Source organism: Nonomuraea sp. NPDC059023 (assembly GCF_042740095.1).
Classification (GTDB): Bacteria; Actinomycetota; Actinomycetes; order Streptosporangiales; family Streptosporangiaceae; genus Nonomuraea.
Genome location: NZ_JBHYIO010000007.1, coordinates 203649 through 220514 on the forward strand (window position 1 = coordinate 203649; position 16866 = coordinate 220514).

At 66.8% G+C, this 16866-nt stretch carries 17 protein-coding genes; 8 read left to right on the forward strand and 9 right to left on the reverse strand.

Features of this window, described 5'->3' with window-relative positions; all coding sequences use genetic code 11:
• Position 1 precedes the first annotated feature (1 nt).
• From sigM to trxA, 4 genes are all read left to right on the forward strand, one after another.
• On the forward strand, positions 2–628 hold the full coding sequence (sigM, locus tag ACFWYW_RS14965) for an RNA polymerase sigma factor SigM (RefSeq protein ID WP_379613062.1): 627 nt from the start codon (positions 2–4) through the stop codon (positions 626–628).
• Positions 618–1475 carry an anti-sigma factor family protein gene (locus ACFWYW_RS14970; RefSeq protein WP_379613061.1) on the forward strand — a complete coding sequence of 286 codons (858 nt, stop codon included), beginning with the start codon at positions 618–620 and terminating at the stop codon, positions 1473–1475. The genes sigM and ACFWYW_RS14970 overlap by 11 nt, the downstream gene beginning before the upstream one ends.
• Positions 1476–1599: 124 nt before the next feature.
• On the forward strand, positions 1600–2532 hold the full coding sequence (gene trxB, locus ACFWYW_RS14975; protein ID WP_379613060.1) for a thioredoxin-disulfide reductase: 933 nt from the start codon (positions 1600–1602) through the stop codon (positions 2530–2532).
• Positions 2533–2543: 11 nt separating this feature from the next.
• Positions 2544–2858 (forward strand): thioredoxin, encoded by a 315-nt coding sequence (gene trxA, locus ACFWYW_RS14980; RefSeq protein ID WP_379613059.1) that lies wholly within the window; start codon positions 2544–2546, stop codon positions 2856–2858.
• A gap of 65 nt (positions 2859–2923) precedes the next feature.
• Here the strand turns inward: trxA and ACFWYW_RS14985 are convergent, their stop codons facing one another.
• Positions 2924–3541, reverse strand: a complete 618-nt coding sequence (locus ACFWYW_RS14985; RefSeq protein ID WP_379613058.1) for a GNAT family N-acetyltransferase — start codon at positions 3539–3541, stop codon at positions 2924–2926.
• A gap of 248 nt (positions 3542–3789) precedes the next feature.
• Between ACFWYW_RS14985 and ACFWYW_RS14990 the strand changes: the two genes are divergently transcribed.
• The 3 genes from ACFWYW_RS14990 to ACFWYW_RS15000 all read left to right on the forward strand — a co-directional run bounded on the left by ACFWYW_RS14990 (position 3790) and on the right by ACFWYW_RS15000 (position 7832).
• On the forward strand, positions 3790–5022 hold the full coding sequence (locus ACFWYW_RS14990) for a PLP-dependent aminotransferase family protein (protein WP_379613252.1): 1233 nt from the start codon (positions 3790–3792) through the stop codon (positions 5020–5022).
• A gap of 445 nt (positions 5023–5467) precedes the next feature.
• Entirely contained in the window at positions 5468–6427 is a 960-nt protein-coding gene (locus ACFWYW_RS14995; protein WP_379613057.1) for a D-alanine--D-alanine ligase, read from the forward strand.
• A 358-nt stretch (positions 6428–6785) separates the two neighbouring features.
• Positions 6786–7832: a threonine aldolase family protein gene (locus ACFWYW_RS15000; RefSeq protein WP_379613056.1), complete on the forward strand. Its 1047-nt coding sequence runs from the start codon at positions 6786–6788 to the stop codon at positions 7830–7832.
• 593 nt (positions 7833–8425) lie between these two features.
• Here ACFWYW_RS15000 and ACFWYW_RS15005 read toward each other — a convergent pair.
• The 8 genes from ACFWYW_RS15005 to rpmH all read right to left on the reverse strand — a co-directional run bounded on the left by ACFWYW_RS15005 (position 8426) and on the right by rpmH (position 14483).
• A complete protein-coding gene (locus tag ACFWYW_RS15005; RefSeq protein WP_379613055.1) occupies positions 8426–9385 on the reverse strand; it encodes a ParB/RepB/Spo0J family partition protein in 960 nt (319 codons plus the stop codon).
• A 567-nt stretch (positions 9386–9952) separates the two neighbouring features.
• Entirely contained in the window at positions 9953–10888 is a 936-nt protein-coding gene (locus ACFWYW_RS15010) for a ParA family protein (protein WP_379613251.1), read from the reverse strand.
• Between the two features lie 137 nt (positions 10889–11025).
• On the reverse strand, positions 11026–11697 hold the full coding sequence (gene rsmG / locus ACFWYW_RS15015) for a 16S rRNA (guanine(527)-N(7))-methyltransferase RsmG (RefSeq protein ID WP_379613054.1): 672 nt from the start codon (positions 11695–11697) through the stop codon (positions 11026–11028).
• A 499-nt stretch (positions 11698–12196) separates the two neighbouring features.
• Positions 12197–12688, reverse strand: a complete 492-nt coding sequence (locus ACFWYW_RS15020; protein WP_379613053.1) for a protein jag — start codon at positions 12686–12688, stop codon at positions 12197–12199.
• A 20-nt stretch (positions 12689–12708) separates the two neighbouring features.
• On the reverse strand, positions 12709–13638 hold the full coding sequence (gene yidC, locus ACFWYW_RS15025) for a membrane protein insertase YidC (protein WP_379613052.1): 930 nt from the start codon (positions 13636–13638) through the stop codon (positions 12709–12711).
• A 4-nt stretch (positions 13639–13642) separates the two neighbouring features.
• The gene (gene yidD / locus ACFWYW_RS15030; RefSeq protein ID WP_184959119.1) at positions 13643–13921 is read right to left on the reverse strand and encodes a membrane protein insertion efficiency factor YidD; all 279 of its coding nucleotides are present in this window, start codon (positions 13919–13921) and stop codon (positions 13643–13645) included.
• Positions 13918–14280 (reverse strand): ribonuclease P protein component, encoded by a 363-nt coding sequence (gene rnpA, locus ACFWYW_RS15035; RefSeq protein WP_184959118.1) that lies wholly within the window; start codon positions 14278–14280, stop codon positions 13918–13920. Before rnpA ends, yidD begins: the two co-directional genes overlap by 4 nt.
• A 65-nt stretch (positions 14281–14345) precedes the next feature.
• Positions 14346–14483 carry a 50S ribosomal protein L34 gene (rpmH, locus tag ACFWYW_RS15040; RefSeq protein ID WP_043614899.1) on the reverse strand — a complete coding sequence of 46 codons (138 nt, stop codon included), beginning with the start codon at positions 14481–14483 and terminating at the stop codon, positions 14346–14348.
• A gap of 441 nt (positions 14484–14924) precedes the next feature.
• Between rpmH and dnaA the strand changes: the two genes are divergently transcribed.
• Positions 14925–16463, forward strand: coding sequence for a chromosomal replication initiator protein DnaA (gene dnaA / locus ACFWYW_RS15045; protein ID WP_379613051.1), 1539 nt, complete (start codon positions 14925–14927; stop codon positions 16461–16463).
• Positions 16464–16866: the final 403 nt, after the last annotated feature.

The window sequence follows — 16866 nt, forward strand, 5'->3', positions numbered from 1 at the left end:
TGTGAACTCCCCACCCGAGACACCCTCAGGCGCAGAGCATTCCGATGCGGAGCTGCTCGCCGCGCACATCGACGGGGATCCACATGCGTTCAGCGAGATAGTCAAGAGGCACCGGGACCGCATGTGGGCGGTTGCCCTCCGCACCCTGGGCGACCCGGACGAAGCGGCCGACGCCGTCCAGGACGCCTTCGTCTCCGCATACCGCAAGGCCGCAACCTTCCGCGGCGAGGCCGCGGTCACCACCTGGCTCCACCGCATCGTGGTCAACGCGTGCCTCGACCGGATGCGCCGCAAATCGGTCCGGCCGGTCGCCGACGACGAGCTCATCGAAGCCGCCGAACGTGACACACCGATGCCCGACCAGACACTCGAACGTGAAGTTTCCATGGAGGTTTCGGCTGCTCTCAAACTCCTGCCCGCCGATCAGCGAGCTGCTCTTGTGCTGGTCGACATGATGGGCTATTCAGTCGAAGACGCAGCTCAAGTGCTCGAAGTCCCCAGCGGGACGGTGAAAAGCCGCTGTGCGCGGGGACGCGCGAAACTTGCCCCAATTCTTTCGCATCTGCGGAACCGTTCGGACCTCGGTCGCGTCTCATCCGCGAAGGGAGCAGAACTTCGTGACGGGTGATACGCACTACGACCTCGAGATCCTGGCCGAGCTGGCCGAGGGTCTTCTAGACGTCGGCACGGCGCGCCAAGTACGCGAACACCTCGCGGTGTGCACCCCCTGCGGGGCGCAGCTGGCGGACTTGGCGGCGGTTCGCGAGGTGCTCGCGGCGACCCCCACACCGGCGATGCCGATGGGAGTCGCGCTACGCATCGACAAGGCGCTGGCGGCCGAGGCCTCCAGAGGCGGAGTCGGCCTGGCGGAAGCGCCCGACTGGGACGAGCTCATGCGGGACGCGCCGTGGGAAACGGCCGCTGAGACGCCGGTTCGCCTCGGGGTGGTCGCCGATGACGGCACGATCGTCCCTGCTCGGCAAAGGGCCTCCAGGCGGCGCCGGTGGGCTCTGCCCGCGGTCGCCTCGGCCGCGGCCGCTGTGGTGGTCGGCACCGCCGTACTGTCTAGTGGGATGCTCACGGCTTCGGGCGGGAACGGCAGCAGCGGCCTGCAGGCCGCGCAACCTTCTAGCCCCGAGCCCACGCGCAACGAGATCAGGAGCCGTGGCTACGCGCTGACCGACAGCAACCACAACTACAGCGACCAGAACCTGCGCCAGCCGATGGTGGGTTTCATGGGCAACGCCGAGGTACTGGGCGGCGGTGAGACGCCGACCGGCGTCTCCAAGTGCGTCAACCAGGTCTCCTCGCGCACCAAGCTGAAGGTCTTCGCGGTCGACCAGGGCCAGTACAACGGTCAGGAGGCGCTGATCGTCGCCTCCTGGAAGAACCAGCCGAAGAACAAGCTCAGGCTCGACGTTGTGGACCCGTTCAACTGCAAGAACCTTCGCAAGCCGACAGTCGGCCGCTGGTAAGCGAAATCCCACGTCAGAGCCCACTTCGGTGGGCTCTTTCGTTTTGTGGGCAGGGAAGGGAATCACGCGGGCCTAGGATCTGTTGACGCCACAGGCAACAGCAGACGAGGAAGGCGTGAGAGCGTTGAGCGACGTCCGTAACGTGATCATCATCGGGTCCGGCCCCGCTGGATACACCGCGGCCGTCTACTCCGCACGCGCCGAACTCAAGCCGCTGGTCTTCGAGGGGTCCGTCACCGCGGGCGGTGCGCTCATGAACACCACCGACGTGGAGAACTTCCCGGGCTTCCCTGACGGCATCATGGGCCCCGACCTCATGGACAACCTGCGCAAGCAGGCCGAACGCTTCGGCGCCGAGCTGGTCGCCGACGACGTGATCGAGGTCGACCTCGAAGCCAACCCCAAGGTCATCAAGACCTACACCGACACGTACTACGCCAAGTCGGTCATCCTGGCGATGGGCTCCGGTTACCGCGAGCTCGGCCTGGAGAACGAGAAGCGGTTGTCCGGACGCGGCGTGTCGTGGTGCGCCACCTGTGACGGGTTCTTCTTCCGGCAGAAGGACATCGTGGTCGTCGGCGGCGGTGACACCGCCATGGAGGAGGCCACGTTCCTGACCCGGTTCGGGCGGATGGTCACGGTCGTCCACCGTCGGGATGAGCTGCGCGCCAGCAAGATCATGCAGGAGCGCGCGTTCGCCAACGACAAGATCCGCTTCATCTGGGACACCGAGGTCGTGGACGTGCTCGGCGCCGACAAGGTCGAAGCCGTCAAGCTGCGCAACGTCAAGACCGGCGAGGAGAGCGAGCTGGCGACCGACGCGCTGTTCCTCGCGATCGGCCACGACCCGCGCACCGACCTGGTCAAGGGCCAGATCGACCTCGACGAGGACGGATACGTCCAGGTCTCCGCGCCGACGACCGAGACCAACGTCGAAGGCGTCTTCGCCGCGGGCGACGTCGTCGACCACATCTACCGCCAGGCCATCACCGCGGCCGGCACCGGTTGCTCGGCGTCCCTGGACTCCGAGCGCTGGCTGGCCACCCACGAGAACTAAGGAGCGCAATCGTGAAGGCTGTAACCGACGCCACCTTCGAGGCCGAAGTCCTCAAGAGCGACAAGCCGGTGCTGGTCGACTTCTGGGCCGAGTGGTGCGGGCCTTGCCGTCAGGTCGCGCCCATCCTCGAGGAGATCGCCAAGGAGCACGGCGACAAGCTGGAGATCGTCAAGCTGAACATCGACGAGAACCCCGAGGTCCCGCGCAACTACGGCGTGCTGCAGATCCCGACCCTGAACGTCTACAAGGGCGGTGAGGTGGTCAAGCAGATCATCGGCGCCAAGCCCAAGGCGATGCTGATGCGCGAGCTCGACGGCATCATCTAGCCGGTTTTCGCGGCCCGGGAGACCTGGTTTCCCGGGCCTGCGTCTGTCGGGGCCCTAGAACGCCCTCAGACGGGACGCAATGCTCTTTCCGGGCTCATTGACCCGAGGAGCCTCTCCAGCGCCACCTCGACGTCCTCACGCCACGAGACGGCAGTCTTGAGCTCAAGCCGCAACCGCGGAAAGCGGAGATGCGGCCGTACCGTTTTGAAGCCGACCGAAAGCAGATACTCGGCGGGCACCACGCAGCCCGGCTTCTCCCACTTCAGGTCGCCGAACGCCTCGATGGCCTTGACCCCGCGCCGGGTGAGGTCCTTGGCGACGCCCTGGATCAGCATGCGCCCCAGCCCGCCCCCGGAGAACTCCGGAATGATGTGGGCCGTCATCAGCAACACCGCGTCCGCGCTGACCGGCGAGGTGGGGAAGGCCACGGAGCGCGGGCTGTAGAGCGGCGGGCTGTAGAGCACGAACCCCGCCGGAACCCCGTCGACATAAAGAATCTTCCCGCAGCTGCCCCACTCCAGGAGCGTTCCGGAAATCCACGCTTCTTTCTCAAGCCCGGGGTCGCCCGCGTCGGCCGCGCGCTCGCCGCTGACCGGGTCAAGCTCCCAGAAAACACACCGCCGGCAACGGCGCGGCAGATCGTCGAGATTGTCCAGGGTGATGTTGACCAGCCGACGCGACAACTACGGCCCCAATCGTTGACCCGGAAAAACGCGCGAATTCCGCGTCCCCAGCTGGCATCGTAGCCCAGTGACGAAGCGGGGAGCGGGTGCACGGCGATCGTGGCCAGTCACGTACTCTGGTCTCTCGGCTCCATTTGACACCTAGGAGGTGGACCGTGACAGAAGAGACGGATCACGGTCAGACGCCCGCGACCCAAGGGTCGCGCATCGACGCCTACGTCGATCGGTACGCCGCGCGAGCTACCGGGATGGTCGCCTCCGAGATCCGAGCTCTTTTCGCCGTCGCATCGAGGCCCGAGGTGGTCTCGCTGGCCGGCGGCATGCCGTACGTCACGGCCCTCCCGCTCGACATGGTCGGCGAGCTGGTCTCCGACCTGGTCACCAGGCGTGGCCCGGTCGCGCTCCAGTACGGCTCCGGCCAGGGCGATCCGCATCTGCGCGAGCAGATCTGCGAGGTCATGCGCCTGGAGGGGATCGAGGCCGGTGCGGACGACGTGGTCGTCACGGTCGGCTCCCAGCAGGCCCTCGATCTGATCACCCGCATCTTCATCGACCCGGGTGACGTGGTGCTGGCCGAGGGGCCCTCGTATGTGGGCGCCCTGGGCACATTCAGCGCATACCAGGCGAAAGTCGTCCATATCACCATGGATGATCAGGGGCTCGTGCCCGAATCCCTGGCCCAGACCATCTACGCGCTCCAGGCCGCCGGCAACACGATCAAGTTCCTCTACACGATCCCGACCTTCCACAACCCCGGCGGCGTCACGCTCAACGCCGCCCGCCGCCAGCAGGTGCTCGACATCTGCCAGCGCGCCGGGGTGCTGATCGTCGAGGACAACCCGTACGGACTGCTCGGCTTCGACGGCGAGCCCATGCGCGCCCTGCGCGCCGACAACCCCGACGGGGTCGTGTACCTGGGCTCGTTCTCCAAAACGCTGGCCCCGGGTTTCCGGGTGGGCTGGGCCCTGGCTCCGCATGCCATCCGCGACAAGCTGGTCCTCGCCATGGAGTCGGCCGTTCTGTCCCACTCCTCCTTCACCCAGCTCGCCGTGGGGCAGTACCTGGCCACCCAGCCGTGGCGCGAGCAGATCAAGACGTTCAAGGAGCTCTACCGCGAACGCCGCGACGCCCTCCTGAACGCGCTGACCGACCTCATGCCCGCAGGCGTCACGTGGACCCGGCCCGCGGGCGGCTTCTTCGTCTGGGCCAGCCTGCCCGAAGGCCTCGACTCGAAGGCGATTCTGCCTAGGGCGGTGGCGGAGCGGGTGGCGTTCGTTCCCGGGACCGGCTTCTTCTCCGATGGCAGCGGGAGCCGTCAGATGCGGCTGTCGTACTGCTACCCGGAGCCGGATCGGATCCGGGAGGGGGTGCGACGGCTGGCCGGCGTCATCGAAGGCGAACTCCAGCTCCGCGACACCTTCGGCACCACCTCACCACCCGGCCACCCCGGAGTAGACACCCCGGGCCCGGACCTCGCCTGACGTCACCGGGGCCGAGCCACCCTTTTCCAGGCGCTCGGCCCCGCGCTGTCCCTTCCGCACGCCCACCTCGGTTCCACCACCCTCCCACCTCAACGCCGCCCTCCCCCTTCCCGTCCTTGCCGTCTTCCTTCCTGCCGCCACCCCCGGCGCGCCTCTTCCTCACCGCTCCCCGTGCCTCCTCCCTGCGCACCTCCTCCCTCCGCGTCTCCCCCTGAGCGCCTCTGCCGCAGCGCTGACTGTCTCGTCGAATTTGTTCGCTGCCCGCTCCTGGCGCCGCATCTCCCCCGCCCTCCCTGCCCCGGCGAGCCCCTGCGCGTGCTGCTGACACGAGATCGAGCTGCCGAACACGTCAGAAAAGAGGCGATGGCCCGCCGTCGCAGGGAAACGAATGGCGGAGCCGAACCGGTACGGTTGGACGGCGTGCTTTTCGGCAGAGGGGAAAGAGATGGGCGAACTGGGTCACGTGCTCGTGCTGGCCGGTGGGCTCTCCTATGAGCGGGAGGTGTCCCTGCGCTCCGGTCGCCGGGTGAGTGAGGTGCTGCGGGCGGCGGGTGTCGACGTCGAGACCCGTGACACCGATGCCTCGCTGGTGCCGACGGTGCTGGCGGACCGCCCGGACGCAGTGTTCGTCACGCTGCACGGCGGGGCCGGCGAGGACGGCGCGATCCGTTCTGTCCTGGAACTGCTGAACGTCCCTTACGTAGGCGCCGATCCTGACGCGTGCCGGGTGGCGTTCGACAAGCCGACGGCCAAAGCGGTGGTACGTTCCGTCGGCCTGCGCACCCCCGACTCCATCACGCTGCCCAAGGAGACCTTCCACGACCTGGGCGCCTCGGTAGTCCTGGGACGCATCGTCGACCGCCTCGGTCTGCCCCTGTTCGTCAAGCCCGCAAGGGGCGGTTCCGCGCTGGGCGCCTCGATCGTGCGTACCGCCGAGGAATTGCCGGCGGCGATGGTCGGCTGCTTCGCCTACGGCGACACCGCGCTCATCGAGCGGTGCATCGAAGGCGTGGAAGTGGCCGTCTCCGTGGTGGACCTCGGCGACGGCCCGGTGGCACTCCCTGCCGTAGAGATCGTCCCAGACGAGGGCGTCTACGATTACGCCGCCCGCTACACCGCCGGCCACACCGAGTTCTTCGCCCCGGCCCGTCTGTCAGAAGCGGCAGCCGCCGCCTGCGCGAAAACCGCCGTCACCGCTCACACCGCCCTGGGCCTGCGCGACATCTCCCGCACCGACCTGATCGTCGACGCCACCGGCGCCCCCCACTTCCTCGAAGTGAACGTCGCCCCCGGCATGACCGAGACCTCCCTCCTCCCCATGGCCGTCGAATCCGCCGGCCGCGACCTCGGCACCCTATGCCGCGGCCTCCTGGAAGTAGCCGCCACCCGCCACTCCTCCACCTAACCTTCGCGACACACCCCCACCCCGACAGGCAGCACACCTCCCCCGACATACTCGCCCCACCTTCCTGCTCGCGTTTCGCCCCGGCGTTCTGCCAGCCGTTCTGCTCGCGCTCGCTCTCCCAGTCCCAGCGACAGCCCGTCCCGCTCCCCCGCGCAGTGCGCCCAAGTACCCCGTGGCCTCCCGCTGGCTGTCACCTCCGTACTCTCCCGCGTCCACGCCCGGCGACCGTAGCCAGGGAGTCCACGCGGACCTCCCCGGAGCGGCGAGCACAAGCGCCGACCCCCGGAGCGCAGATGTCAACCCTCACGCGCAGGTACGCGCGCCGAGCCCACCAGGACCGTCTGAGTAGCCTTGCCGTGTGCTGATCGACACGACCTACCCCAAGAGTTTCGCCAGCGACAACCACGCGGGCGTCCACCCGGCCGTCCTGGAGGCGATGGCAGCCGCCAACGCGGGCGACGCCCCCGCCTACGGTGGCGACGACTGGACCTCCGCCTTCGAGCGTCAGATCAAACACATCTTCGGCGAGCAGGCGAACGGCTTCGCCGTGCTGAACGGAGCGGGCGCCAACCTGATCGGCCTGGCGTTGTCCCTGGGCCGGTACGACAGCATCATCTGTCCCGAGAGCGCCCACATCGCCACCCACGAGACCGGCGCCGCCGAACGCCTCCTCGGCGTCAAGCTAACCCCCGTACCCACAGTCGACGGCAAGCTCCGCCCGGACGACATCACCGACCGCCTCCACGTACTCGGCGCCCACCACGAGGTCCAGCCGACAGTCGTCTCCATCTCCCAGGTGACCGAACTGGGCACGTGCTACACCCCCGACGAAATCGCCGCCCTGGCCGAAACCGCACACAGCGCGAACCTGCGCCTCCACGTAGACGGCGCCCGCCTGTCCAACGCCGCCGCCCACCTCGGCTGCGACCTCCGCACGATCACCACGGACGCCGGTGTGGACATCTTCAGCTTCGGCGGCACCAAGAACGGCGCGATGGCCGCCGAGGCGATCATCCTTCTCGACCCTTCGCTGAGCAAGGCGGTCCCGTACCTCCGAAGGCAGTCCCTGCAACTGGCCTCGAAGATGCGCTTCATCTCCGCCCAGCTAACCGCTCTCTTGACCGACGACCTCTGGCACCGGAACGCCACCCACGCGAACACGATGGCCCATCGCCTGGCCGACGGCGTCAGGGATCTCCCGGAGATCGGCATCGCCTTCCCCGTAGAGTCGAACGCCGTCTTCGCCACACTCCCCCGCGACGCCGTACGGACACTCAAGGAGCGCTTCCGCTTCGAGTACTGGGACGAGAACCTCGACCTCGTTCGCTGGATGACCGCCTTCGACACGACACCAGATCACGTGGACGACTTCCTAACTGCCATCCGCAAAGCCGTCTCCCGCTAGCCTCCGGCGCTCCCTCAGCCAACGCGACGCCTCTACCGCTCTCCGTTTCACGTGAAACAGCGCCGGTCCTCCACTCCATGTTTCACGTGAAACGCCCTCGTAAGGCGTCGACCCCTCGACGTGTTTCACGTGAAACCAACCCCCCCAGCGCCAAGTCTTGCCTCCCCCTCTGGCGGCGTTCTGCCACAAGGGCCTCGCAGAACACCTTCCAGGGATGCGGCTCGCTCAGTGGCATCGGCCCACTCAGCGCCAGCCTCGCTCGTAGTTTCACGTGAAACAGCGCGCCAACACAGCAGGCCGCCAACTACAGACGCTCTCCGTATTGCGCGTGAAGGCGGCGAGGATGTGCCCTCGCGGCCCGTCGTTGCTTAGCCTCGGGCAGAGGCAGGCGGACCCAAGCGGACCCAGGCACACGCAGACGGCGGCGACATCTTCATGAGCGTCGGCGCGCAACCCCGGAGAGCGCGCCGATCGGCGGCTCACGCAAGTCCTTGCCCGCGCTACCCCTTGGTCGCGCTGGTTCTTGGCCGTGCTGGTTCTTGGCCGTGCTGGTTCTTGGCCGCGAGGTGGAGGCCGGGAATTGCGAGGGGCTGTTAGGACTCGTGGTCGCGGATGGCGCGGGCGGCTTCTGGTGCCATCGTGCCGATGATGCGCTCCAGGTCGTCGATCGTGGCGAACTCGACCACGATGCGCCCCTTCCGACGCCCGAGGTCCACCTTGACCTTGGTCTCGAAGTGATCGGAGAGGCGGTCGGCCAGGTGCGTCAGGCCGGGGGCGGTCGGCTTGTTGGGCTGGCGTTCACGGGGAGCCTTGCCGGATCCCTTGGAACCGCCCAGGGCGACGATCTCTTCAACCGCGCGGACCGACAGCAGCTCCGCCACGATTCGCTTGGCCAGCTGGATCTGTTCGTCGGCGCTGTCCAGTCCGAGAAGAGCACGCGCGTGGCCCGCGCTGACCGTGCCGGCGGCGACCTTCAGCTGAACGTCCGGCGGGAGGTTCAGGAGGCGCAGGGTGTTGGTGATGTGGGAGCGGGAGCGGCCGACCTTCTGGGCCAGCTGTTCGTGCGTGGCCTGGAAGTCGTCCAGGAGCTGCTGGTAGGCGGCGGCCTCTTCGAGTGCGTTCAGCTGCTCGCGCTGAAGGTTCTCGATGAGGGCGTCACGGAGAAGCTCGTTGTCCTGGGTGTTCCGGACGATGGCGGGGACGAACTCCAAACCGGCCAGCTTGGATGCGCGCCAGCGCCGTTCTCCCATGATCAGCTCGTAACGGCCACCACCGACCGAACGGACCACGATCGGCTGGAGAAGTCCGACCTCCTTGATGGAGGCGGCCAGCTCTTCCAGACGCTCCTCGTCGAAGACCTCGCGCGGCTGACGCGGGTTGCGGACGATGGCGGTAAGAGCGATCTCCTTGAAGTACGCGCCCGCGATCGGCCTCGGACCAGACTCCGGAGCCGTCCCGTTGTCGGCCGCCACAGCTCCGGTGCCGTCAACGATGGGACCGGTCGGGATCAGCGCCCCGAGCCCCTTGCCCAATCCCCGCCGCTGCTGACTCACTGCGTCTCCTCACCGTCCCGGCCGTTTCCGGTCACACCACGAGAGGTTACCGGTGCGAACGCCACACGGTGTCCCGTCGCCACACGCGCTTCACCGCATTTACTCCCGAAGCCCCCAGATTTCCCTCCACCACTCCCCTGTCCGCCCCCGCTCACTACCCCCTCACGCATCCTGCTCACTCCCCTACACTCACTTGCCCTTATGGGCGTGGTCGGTCCTCTGCATGCGTCTCGCGCCCTCCAGCGGGCTCTTTACGTCCCGACGCCGTAGGGAGATGGGGATAGGGCGTGCACGATGGGCGGAGCGCGCACGGCAAGCCAGGCTGCGCGGCAGAGAGGGCCGTCGTGGGTGAGAGGGCACCGGCGCCCGAAGGCCGGCGAGAGTGGGAGTGACCGCGGGTTGGGCGGCGTGGAGCGGGAGCGATATCGGGCCGGGGGTGCGGGGGGGTGGCGCGGGTTCGGGTGGCGCGGGGTGGGGGGTGCCGTGGGCGAGTGCGCGGGGAATGGTGCGTGGAGGATCGAGCGAGGGGGTCGTGCGGCGTGGGGGGTCGTGCGGCGTGGTGGGGGCTCAGACCTTGCTGGCGCGGTAGGCGATCTCGCGGCTGGCGTCCATGTAGGCCATCGCGCCGCTGGAGCCCGGGTCGTACGTCATGACGGACTGGCCATAGCTGGGCGCCTCGGACAATCGGACGCTGCGTGGGATGACGGTGTTGAGGACCGTTTCGCCGAAGTGGGCGCGGACCTCGTCCGCCACCTGTGAAGCCAGGCGGGTGCGGCCGTCGTACATCGTCAGGAGGATGGTGGAGAGGTTGAGCGTCGGGTTGAGGTGGGCCTTGATGAGGTCGACGTTGCGGAGCAACTGGCCGAGGCCCTCCAGGGCGTAGTACTCGCACTGGATCGGGATCATCACCTCGTCCGCCGCCACGAGCGCGTTGACGGTCAGGAGGCCGAGTGACGGCGGGCAGTCGATGATGATGTAGTCGAACTCGAGGGCGTCGTACGCGGCCAGGGCGCGGCGGAGGCGGGCTTCGCGGGCGACGAGTGAGACGAGTTCGATCTCGGCGCCGGCGAGGTCGATGGTGGCGGGGGCGCAGTATAGGCCGGGCATTTCCGGCACTTCCTTGACGATGTCCGCCATCGGGAGGTCGTCCACCAGAACCTGGTACACGTCGGGGATGTCGCCCCGGTGCTCGGTGGCCAGGGCCGTGGAGGCGTTGCCCTGGGGGTCGAGGTCGACGACTAGGACGCGCTGGCCGTTCATGGAGAGGGCGGCGGCGATGTTGACCGATGTGGTCGTTTTGCCGACTCCACCCTTCTGGTTGGCCACGGCGATCACGCGGGTTTTGGACGGTCTTGGCCAGGCGCCTCGGGCATCGCCGGGCGCCTCACCCGCGGCGGGGGCCGATTGGACAGCAGATGTTTCACGTGAAACCACTGAGCTGAGCGCCTCTCGTACCAACGGCGAATCACCGGGGTTAAGGGGGGTCTGGGTCACGATGGCCATCCTTTCAACCAGAGGCACGGTCGTGTCGGGAATTCGCTGTCGCGACACGCCCATTTCGGGCCAACCAACCCCCGCTGGGCTGTCCGAAGAAGGGACGGCGGGCCAGCCAAGGCCACATGCGGCCACTGGCACAACGGTCACCTCCTTCGTCGACGCCTACCACGTTCCGGCGTGCGACCTGCTACCACCCGAACCAATGTTGCAGGCGGCTCGACCTTACCGTGCCCAACGGTCACAAGCTCAGCCGTTCGGGCCCCGCTCGCCTGCAACTGCGCGTTGGCTTCGGCAAGTTCCTCGGCGGCGCGCTCCCCCTTCATGGCAATGAGCTCACCGCCTTCACGAAGAAGCGGCATCGCCCATTTCAAGAGCCGATCAAGGGGCGCCACCGCCCGCGCGCTCGCCACGTCGAACTCACGCTTTCCGGCCAGCTCCTCCGCCCGCCCGCGCAACACCTCGACGTTGTCCAGCTTGAGCGCCTCGACGCTCTCCTCCAGGAAGACGGTACGGCGCAGCAGCGGCTCCAGCAGCGTCACCCGGATGTCCGGCCGCACGATCGCCAGCACCAAACCGGGCAATCCCGCCCCCGACCCGATGTCCACCAACCTGACATCCTCCGGTACGGCTTCCGCCACCACCGCGCAATTCAGCAGGTGCCTATCCCAGATCCGCGGCACCTCCCGCGGACCGAGCAGCCCACGCACCACACCGGGCCCGGCCAGAATCTCAGCGAAAGCACTCGCCCGATCCCATGCCTCTCCGGTGAAGACTTCCCGTGCGATGTCGGGCGGAGCCGGTAGCTCTTCGCTCACTGGTTGGTGGCCCTTCCAATAACGCCGATGTCGATGGATACAAGGCTAGGGGTCATAGAGGGGTGCGACGTCGCGGACCGCCCAGCACCGCCCGGCGTTCTCACCTACCGCCTCGTGATCCCGTCGCGGCCCACGGCATCACGAGGGTTGTGTGGGCACAGGTATGTGGGTGGTCGCCGGGAATCTCGGATTGCACGACCGGGGCCGCATACCGCTGGCAAGGATGCGGGGCCGAGCGCCGAGCACCGAGCGCCGGCTGGAGGGCGAGTAGCGGGTGGCAGGTCGAATGGGCGGGTCCGGAAGGAGGGTGGTAGGCCGGGTGGCGGAGGAACACGGGACGGGGGGTACGGCGTGGCGGAGTCGGACGCGGGAGAAGGCGGTGCTGTAGCCCCGAGGAGGCGGAGCCGTACCCGAGAAAAGGGTGGATAGGAGACGTAGGGCAAGGGAAAGGCCGTCGTGTCCACAGGGGGACAGACGGCCTTTTAGAGGCGGAAACCGGTTAAACGGGTAGAACCACTACGAAGCGCAGCGGTTCCTCCCCCTCGGACTCGCTGCGCAGCCCAGCCGCCGCCACCGCGTCATGCACGATCTTCCGCTCGAACGGCGTCATAGGCTGCAGCGACTTAGGCTCGCCATTCCGCTTGACCTGAGCCGCGATCTCGTTGCCAAGCTTGCTGAGCTCCGCCCGGCGCTTCTCGCGGTACCCGGCGACGTCCAGCATCAGCCGCGACCGCTCCCCCGTCTGCCGATGCACCGCCAGCCGGGTCAGCTCCTGCAGGGCCTCCAGGACCTCTCCCCCAGGCCCGACCAAGTCATCGCCCTTGACCCCGACGACGGAGACGAGCGCGCGGTCGCCCTCGACGTCCATGTCGATGTCGCCGTCGATGTCGGCGATGTCCAGCAGCCCCTCGACGTAGTCGGCGGCGATCTCGCCCTCCTGCTCCAGGGCGTTGATGTCGGGTGCAGCCTTCTCCTGCTCAGCCTCGGTCATGGCGAGCGTCTCCTTTATGATCAAGACTTCTTGCTGCCGGTGCGCTTGCTGCGAGACTGCCGGCTGGGCTGGTTCCGCACGATCTTAGGCTGCTCGGGCTCCGGTTCGGGAGCCACCTCCACGGGAGGGGTCTTCCGGAACCTGGCGAGCAGTCCGGGCTTGGGCTTCTCGGGGATCACGTTGCCCTTGGCATCGAACTCCGGCATCGGGTGCCGGCTGTAGAACCAGTGCTGCTGACCGAGCGTCCACAGGTTGGTGGTGACCCAGTAGAGGATCAGACCGAGCGGGAAGTTCAGGCTGAAGAAGGCGAACAGCGGCGAGATGTACATCAGGATCTTCTGCTGCTGCGCCATGGGGTTGTCCGGCATCTGCTGCATGGAGCGGGTGACGCTCTGCCGGACGGTGAGGAAGGTGGTCAGCGAGCTGACCGCGACGAAGACGCCGATGATGACCTTGCTCGTGACAGCCTGGGCGGAGAAGAAGGTCTCCGAGATGCCGGCGCTGAAGATGTGCGCCTGCTTGGCGCTGTCGACGACGGCCTGGGTCATGCCGTACTTGGTCGCCGTGCCGTTGGCGATCGCCTGGAGCACCGTGAACATCGAGATGAAGATCGGGAACTGGGCCAGGATCGGCAGGCAGCCGCCGAGGGGGTTGGCGCCCGCTCCCTGGTACAGCGCCATGACTTCCTGGTTCATGCGCTGCTTGTCGTTCTTGTAGCGCTTGCGCAGCTCTTGCACCTTCGGCGCGAGCTCCTGCATCTTCTTCGACGAGCGCATCTGCTTGAGGAAGAGCGGGAAGATCAGGATCCGCATGATGACGGTGAGCGTGATGATGGTCAGCGCCCAGTTCAAGCCGCTTGCGGGGTTGATGAAGGTGCTGTAAGCCTGGTGAATCCAGGTGATGACTTGCGCGATGGCTGTGTACAGCCAGTTCAGCCAGGCGAAATCCACCGAGCTAGCTCCCTTGCGTTTCGTGTGACCGGACCGGGCGTGGAGGGACCGGATCCAGTCCTCCGGGGTTGAACGGATGACAACGCCCGATGCGCCGGACGGTCAGCCAGATGCCCCGAAGAGCACCGTGTACGGCTATCGCCTCGAGTCCATAGGCACTGCATGAGGGGTAGAAACGGCAGCGCGGACCCAGCATCGGGCTGATGAAGGCCCGATAGAACCGGATCGGGGCGATTAGGACCCGGGCCGGGAGGCTCGGCTCGCCCTGCGGCTGCTCCGTCATCTGTGTCCATCCGTCGCGGACTCGCGCCTCTTCAGCAAACGATTCAGCGCGGTGTCGAGTTCTCCGGCGAGAACCTCGCTTGGCGCTGACGCCGCCGGTGGGTTGGCGCGTATCACCAGCAGGCTACCTCGCGGGAGGCGGTCGAGACGCTCGCGCATCAGGTGTCGAAGGCGGCGCTTGACCCTGTTGCGCACGACAGCCCCGCCGACCGCACGACTGACCACGAAACCCACCAGAGGTTCTTCTTCACCAGAAACCCTCAGATGAGCCACCAAAGTGGGGCGACCGGCACGCTGGCCGCGCTTGACCGCAGCGGCGAAGTCCTCGCCCCGCCGCATCCGGGAGCTTGGGGATAGCACTGAAGACGCCTATCGCCCGCCGGCGAAGGTCACCGGCGGGCGGACGAATCGGGCGCAGCGAGCCGTCAGGCCGACAGCTTCTCGCGGCCCTTGCGACGCCGGGCGGCAAGGATGGCGCGGCCGGCGCGCGTACGCATGCGCAGCCGGAAGCCGTGGGTCTTCGCGCGGCGGCGGTTGTTCGGCTGGAAAGTACGCTTGCTCACGGGTGGGCTCCAGGCTTGATGATGCGCCCGAGCTGGGCGCCTAACACTCATGGACGGGCCCGCCACGGGCATGCAGAAGCGCCGTCGTGTGGCAAGCCGACCGTCGTACGTTACGGGTCATATATGGCCCAGGTCAAACCAGCACCGGTTATCCACGTATCCACAAGTGGGTTTTCCACCGCCTCGGCCACGTCCACAGTATGTGCACCGAGGTACCACTAGGCTGTGGACAACGTCTTGAACACAGCTGTGCACATCGATACTGTCGGCCCTTCTAGGCCCGCCGTGAGCCTGTGCACAGCTTGTGGATCACTTGTGGAGACTGTGCGGACAACACACGGCCACCCTGTTGTGGACGGTGAGGGCTGATCACCGAGCGAGCGGCCATCGTGTGTGGATAAACGATCGCGGGGGGCCGCGACAGGGAGGAGCAGCCGGACTATGGACCTCGGCGGCGTATGGGCGAAGGCACTGGACAACTTCCTCAACGAGAGCGTGCCGGTCCAGCAGCGAACCTGGCTGTCCATGGTCCGGCCGATCGCCCTGGCGGACGACACGATCGTGCTCGGTGTGCCCAATGACTTCCTGAAAGACCTCATCGAGGGCAAGTTGCGGACGCTGGTGGCGCACGCGCTGTCGCAGGAGCTCGGCCGGGCGATGCGGCTGGCGGTGATGATCGACACCACGGCGCCGGCGCGGCCGTTGCCCGAGGTTCATCCCCAGCCTGTGACTCAGAGTTATCCCCAGAGTGTGGATCACTTTCCACAGCCTCCGCAAACCCCGAGTTACCAGGTCTCGGAGCCGCCCCAGTTCTATTCCCCACAGCCTGAGGCACAGCCGGTATCCACCGACTATCCACAGCGCCAGTTCGGTTATGAACAGGAGAAGGCGCCGGAGCCCGCCCAGCCCCGTTGGGAAGCGAAAAGCAGCAAACCCAGCGAACCGGCCAGACTCAATCAGAAGTACACCTTTGAGACATTTGTTATCGGCGCCAGCAACCGGTTCGCCCACGCGGCCGCCGTGGCGGTGGCCGAGTCTCCGGCCAAGGCGTACAACCCGCTGTTCATCTACGGCGACTCGGGCCTGGGGAAAACCCACCTTCTCCACGCCATCGGGCATTACGCGCAATCCCTGTACGACGGCGCGCGAGTCAGATACGTGAGCTCCGAGGAGTTCACCAACGACTTCATCAACAGCATCCGCGACCACAAGGCCGACGGGTTCCGCAGCCGCTACCGCGCGATCGACATCCTGCTCGTGGACGACATCCAGTTCCTGGAGGGCAAGGAGCAGACGCAGGAGGAGTTCTTCCACACCTTCAACACGCTCCACAACGCCAACAAGCAGATCGTCATCTCCAGCGACCGGGCGCCCAAGCAGCTGATCACCCTGGAGGACCGGCTGCGCAACCGGTTCGAGTGGGGCCTGATCACCGACGTCCAGCCGCCAGAGCTGGAGACCCGCATCGCGATCCTCAGGAAGAAGGCCATCCAGGAGGGCCTGGCCGCGCCGCCCGAGGTGCTCGAGTACATCGCCAGCCGGATCTCCACCAACATCCGCGAGCTTGAGGGCGCGCTGATCCGGGTCACGGCGTTCGCCAGCCTCAACCGGCAGGGTGTGGATCTCCAGCTGGCCGAGGTCGTGCTCAAGGACCTCATCACCTCGGAGTCCGGCCCCGAGATCACGATCGCCAACATCATGGCCAAGACCGCCGAGTACTTCGGCATCAGCATCGACGACCTCTGCGGAAGCTCGCGCAGCCGCGCGCTCGTCAACGCCCGGCAGATCGCGATGTACCTCGCCCGCGAGCTGACGGACCTGAGCCTGCCGAAGATCGGGCAGCAGTTCGGCGGCCGCGACCACACCACGGTCATGCACGCGGAGCGCAAGATCCGCTCGCTCATCGCGGAGCGCCGGTCGATGTACAACCAGGTCAACGAGCTGACAATGCGTATAAAGCAGACGTCGCACGGGTCCTAGTCGTCATGCACACCCTGTGGATAACACTGTGGATCAGCGGAAACTCCCGGAGAACCGGGGTTCGCCGCCGGAATGAGCCCGAAAAGTCCGCACGATGCCTGGGGATAAATCTGGGGACATCCTGCGGACAACTTGGGGACTACCGGTGGACGACTTGGGGACAGCCTGTGCACAGTGGTTTCAGGGGTCACCTGGAGCTCCGTTTACCCCGTGGATAACCGGTGGAAACCCAGTGGATAACCCGTGGATGAACACCCTGTGATCTGGGGACGGCCTGTGGGGAACGACCGTTCATCCCCAGGCTCGCGAGTTACCCCCAGGCGTCACCCACACGGGCAGTGGATGAAAATCGGGCCGCTGAGCTGCGAGAACTCAGGTTGTCCACAGTATCCACCGCCCCTAG

What these genes read in the sequence shown, in the direction of transcription:
- ACFWYW_RS15010 (WP_379613251.1), bottom strand. Translation starts at nt 10,888, where the DNA reads ATGGCCATCGTGACCCAGACCCCCCTTAACCCCGGTGATTCGCCGTTG.
- dnaA (WP_379613051.1), top strand. Translation starts at nt 14,925, where the DNA reads ATGGACCTCGGCGGCGTATGGGCGAAGGCACTGGACAACTTCCTCAAC.
- ACFWYW_RS14990 (WP_379613252.1), top strand. Translation starts at nt 3,790, where the DNA reads ATGGTCGCCTCCGAGATCCGAGCTCTTTTCGCCGTCGCATCGAGGCCC.
- yidD (WP_184959119.1), bottom strand. Translation starts at nt 13,921, where the DNA reads ATGACGGAGCAGCCGCAGGGCGAGCCGAGCCTCCCGGCCCGGGTCCTA.
- ACFWYW_RS14995 (WP_379613057.1), top strand. Translation starts at nt 5,468, where the DNA reads ATGGGCGAACTGGGTCACGTGCTCGTGCTGGCCGGTGGGCTCTCCTAT.
- ACFWYW_RS15020 (WP_379613053.1), bottom strand. Translation starts at nt 12,688, where the DNA reads ATGACCGAGGCTGAGCAGGAGAAGGCTGCACCCGACATCAACGCCCTG.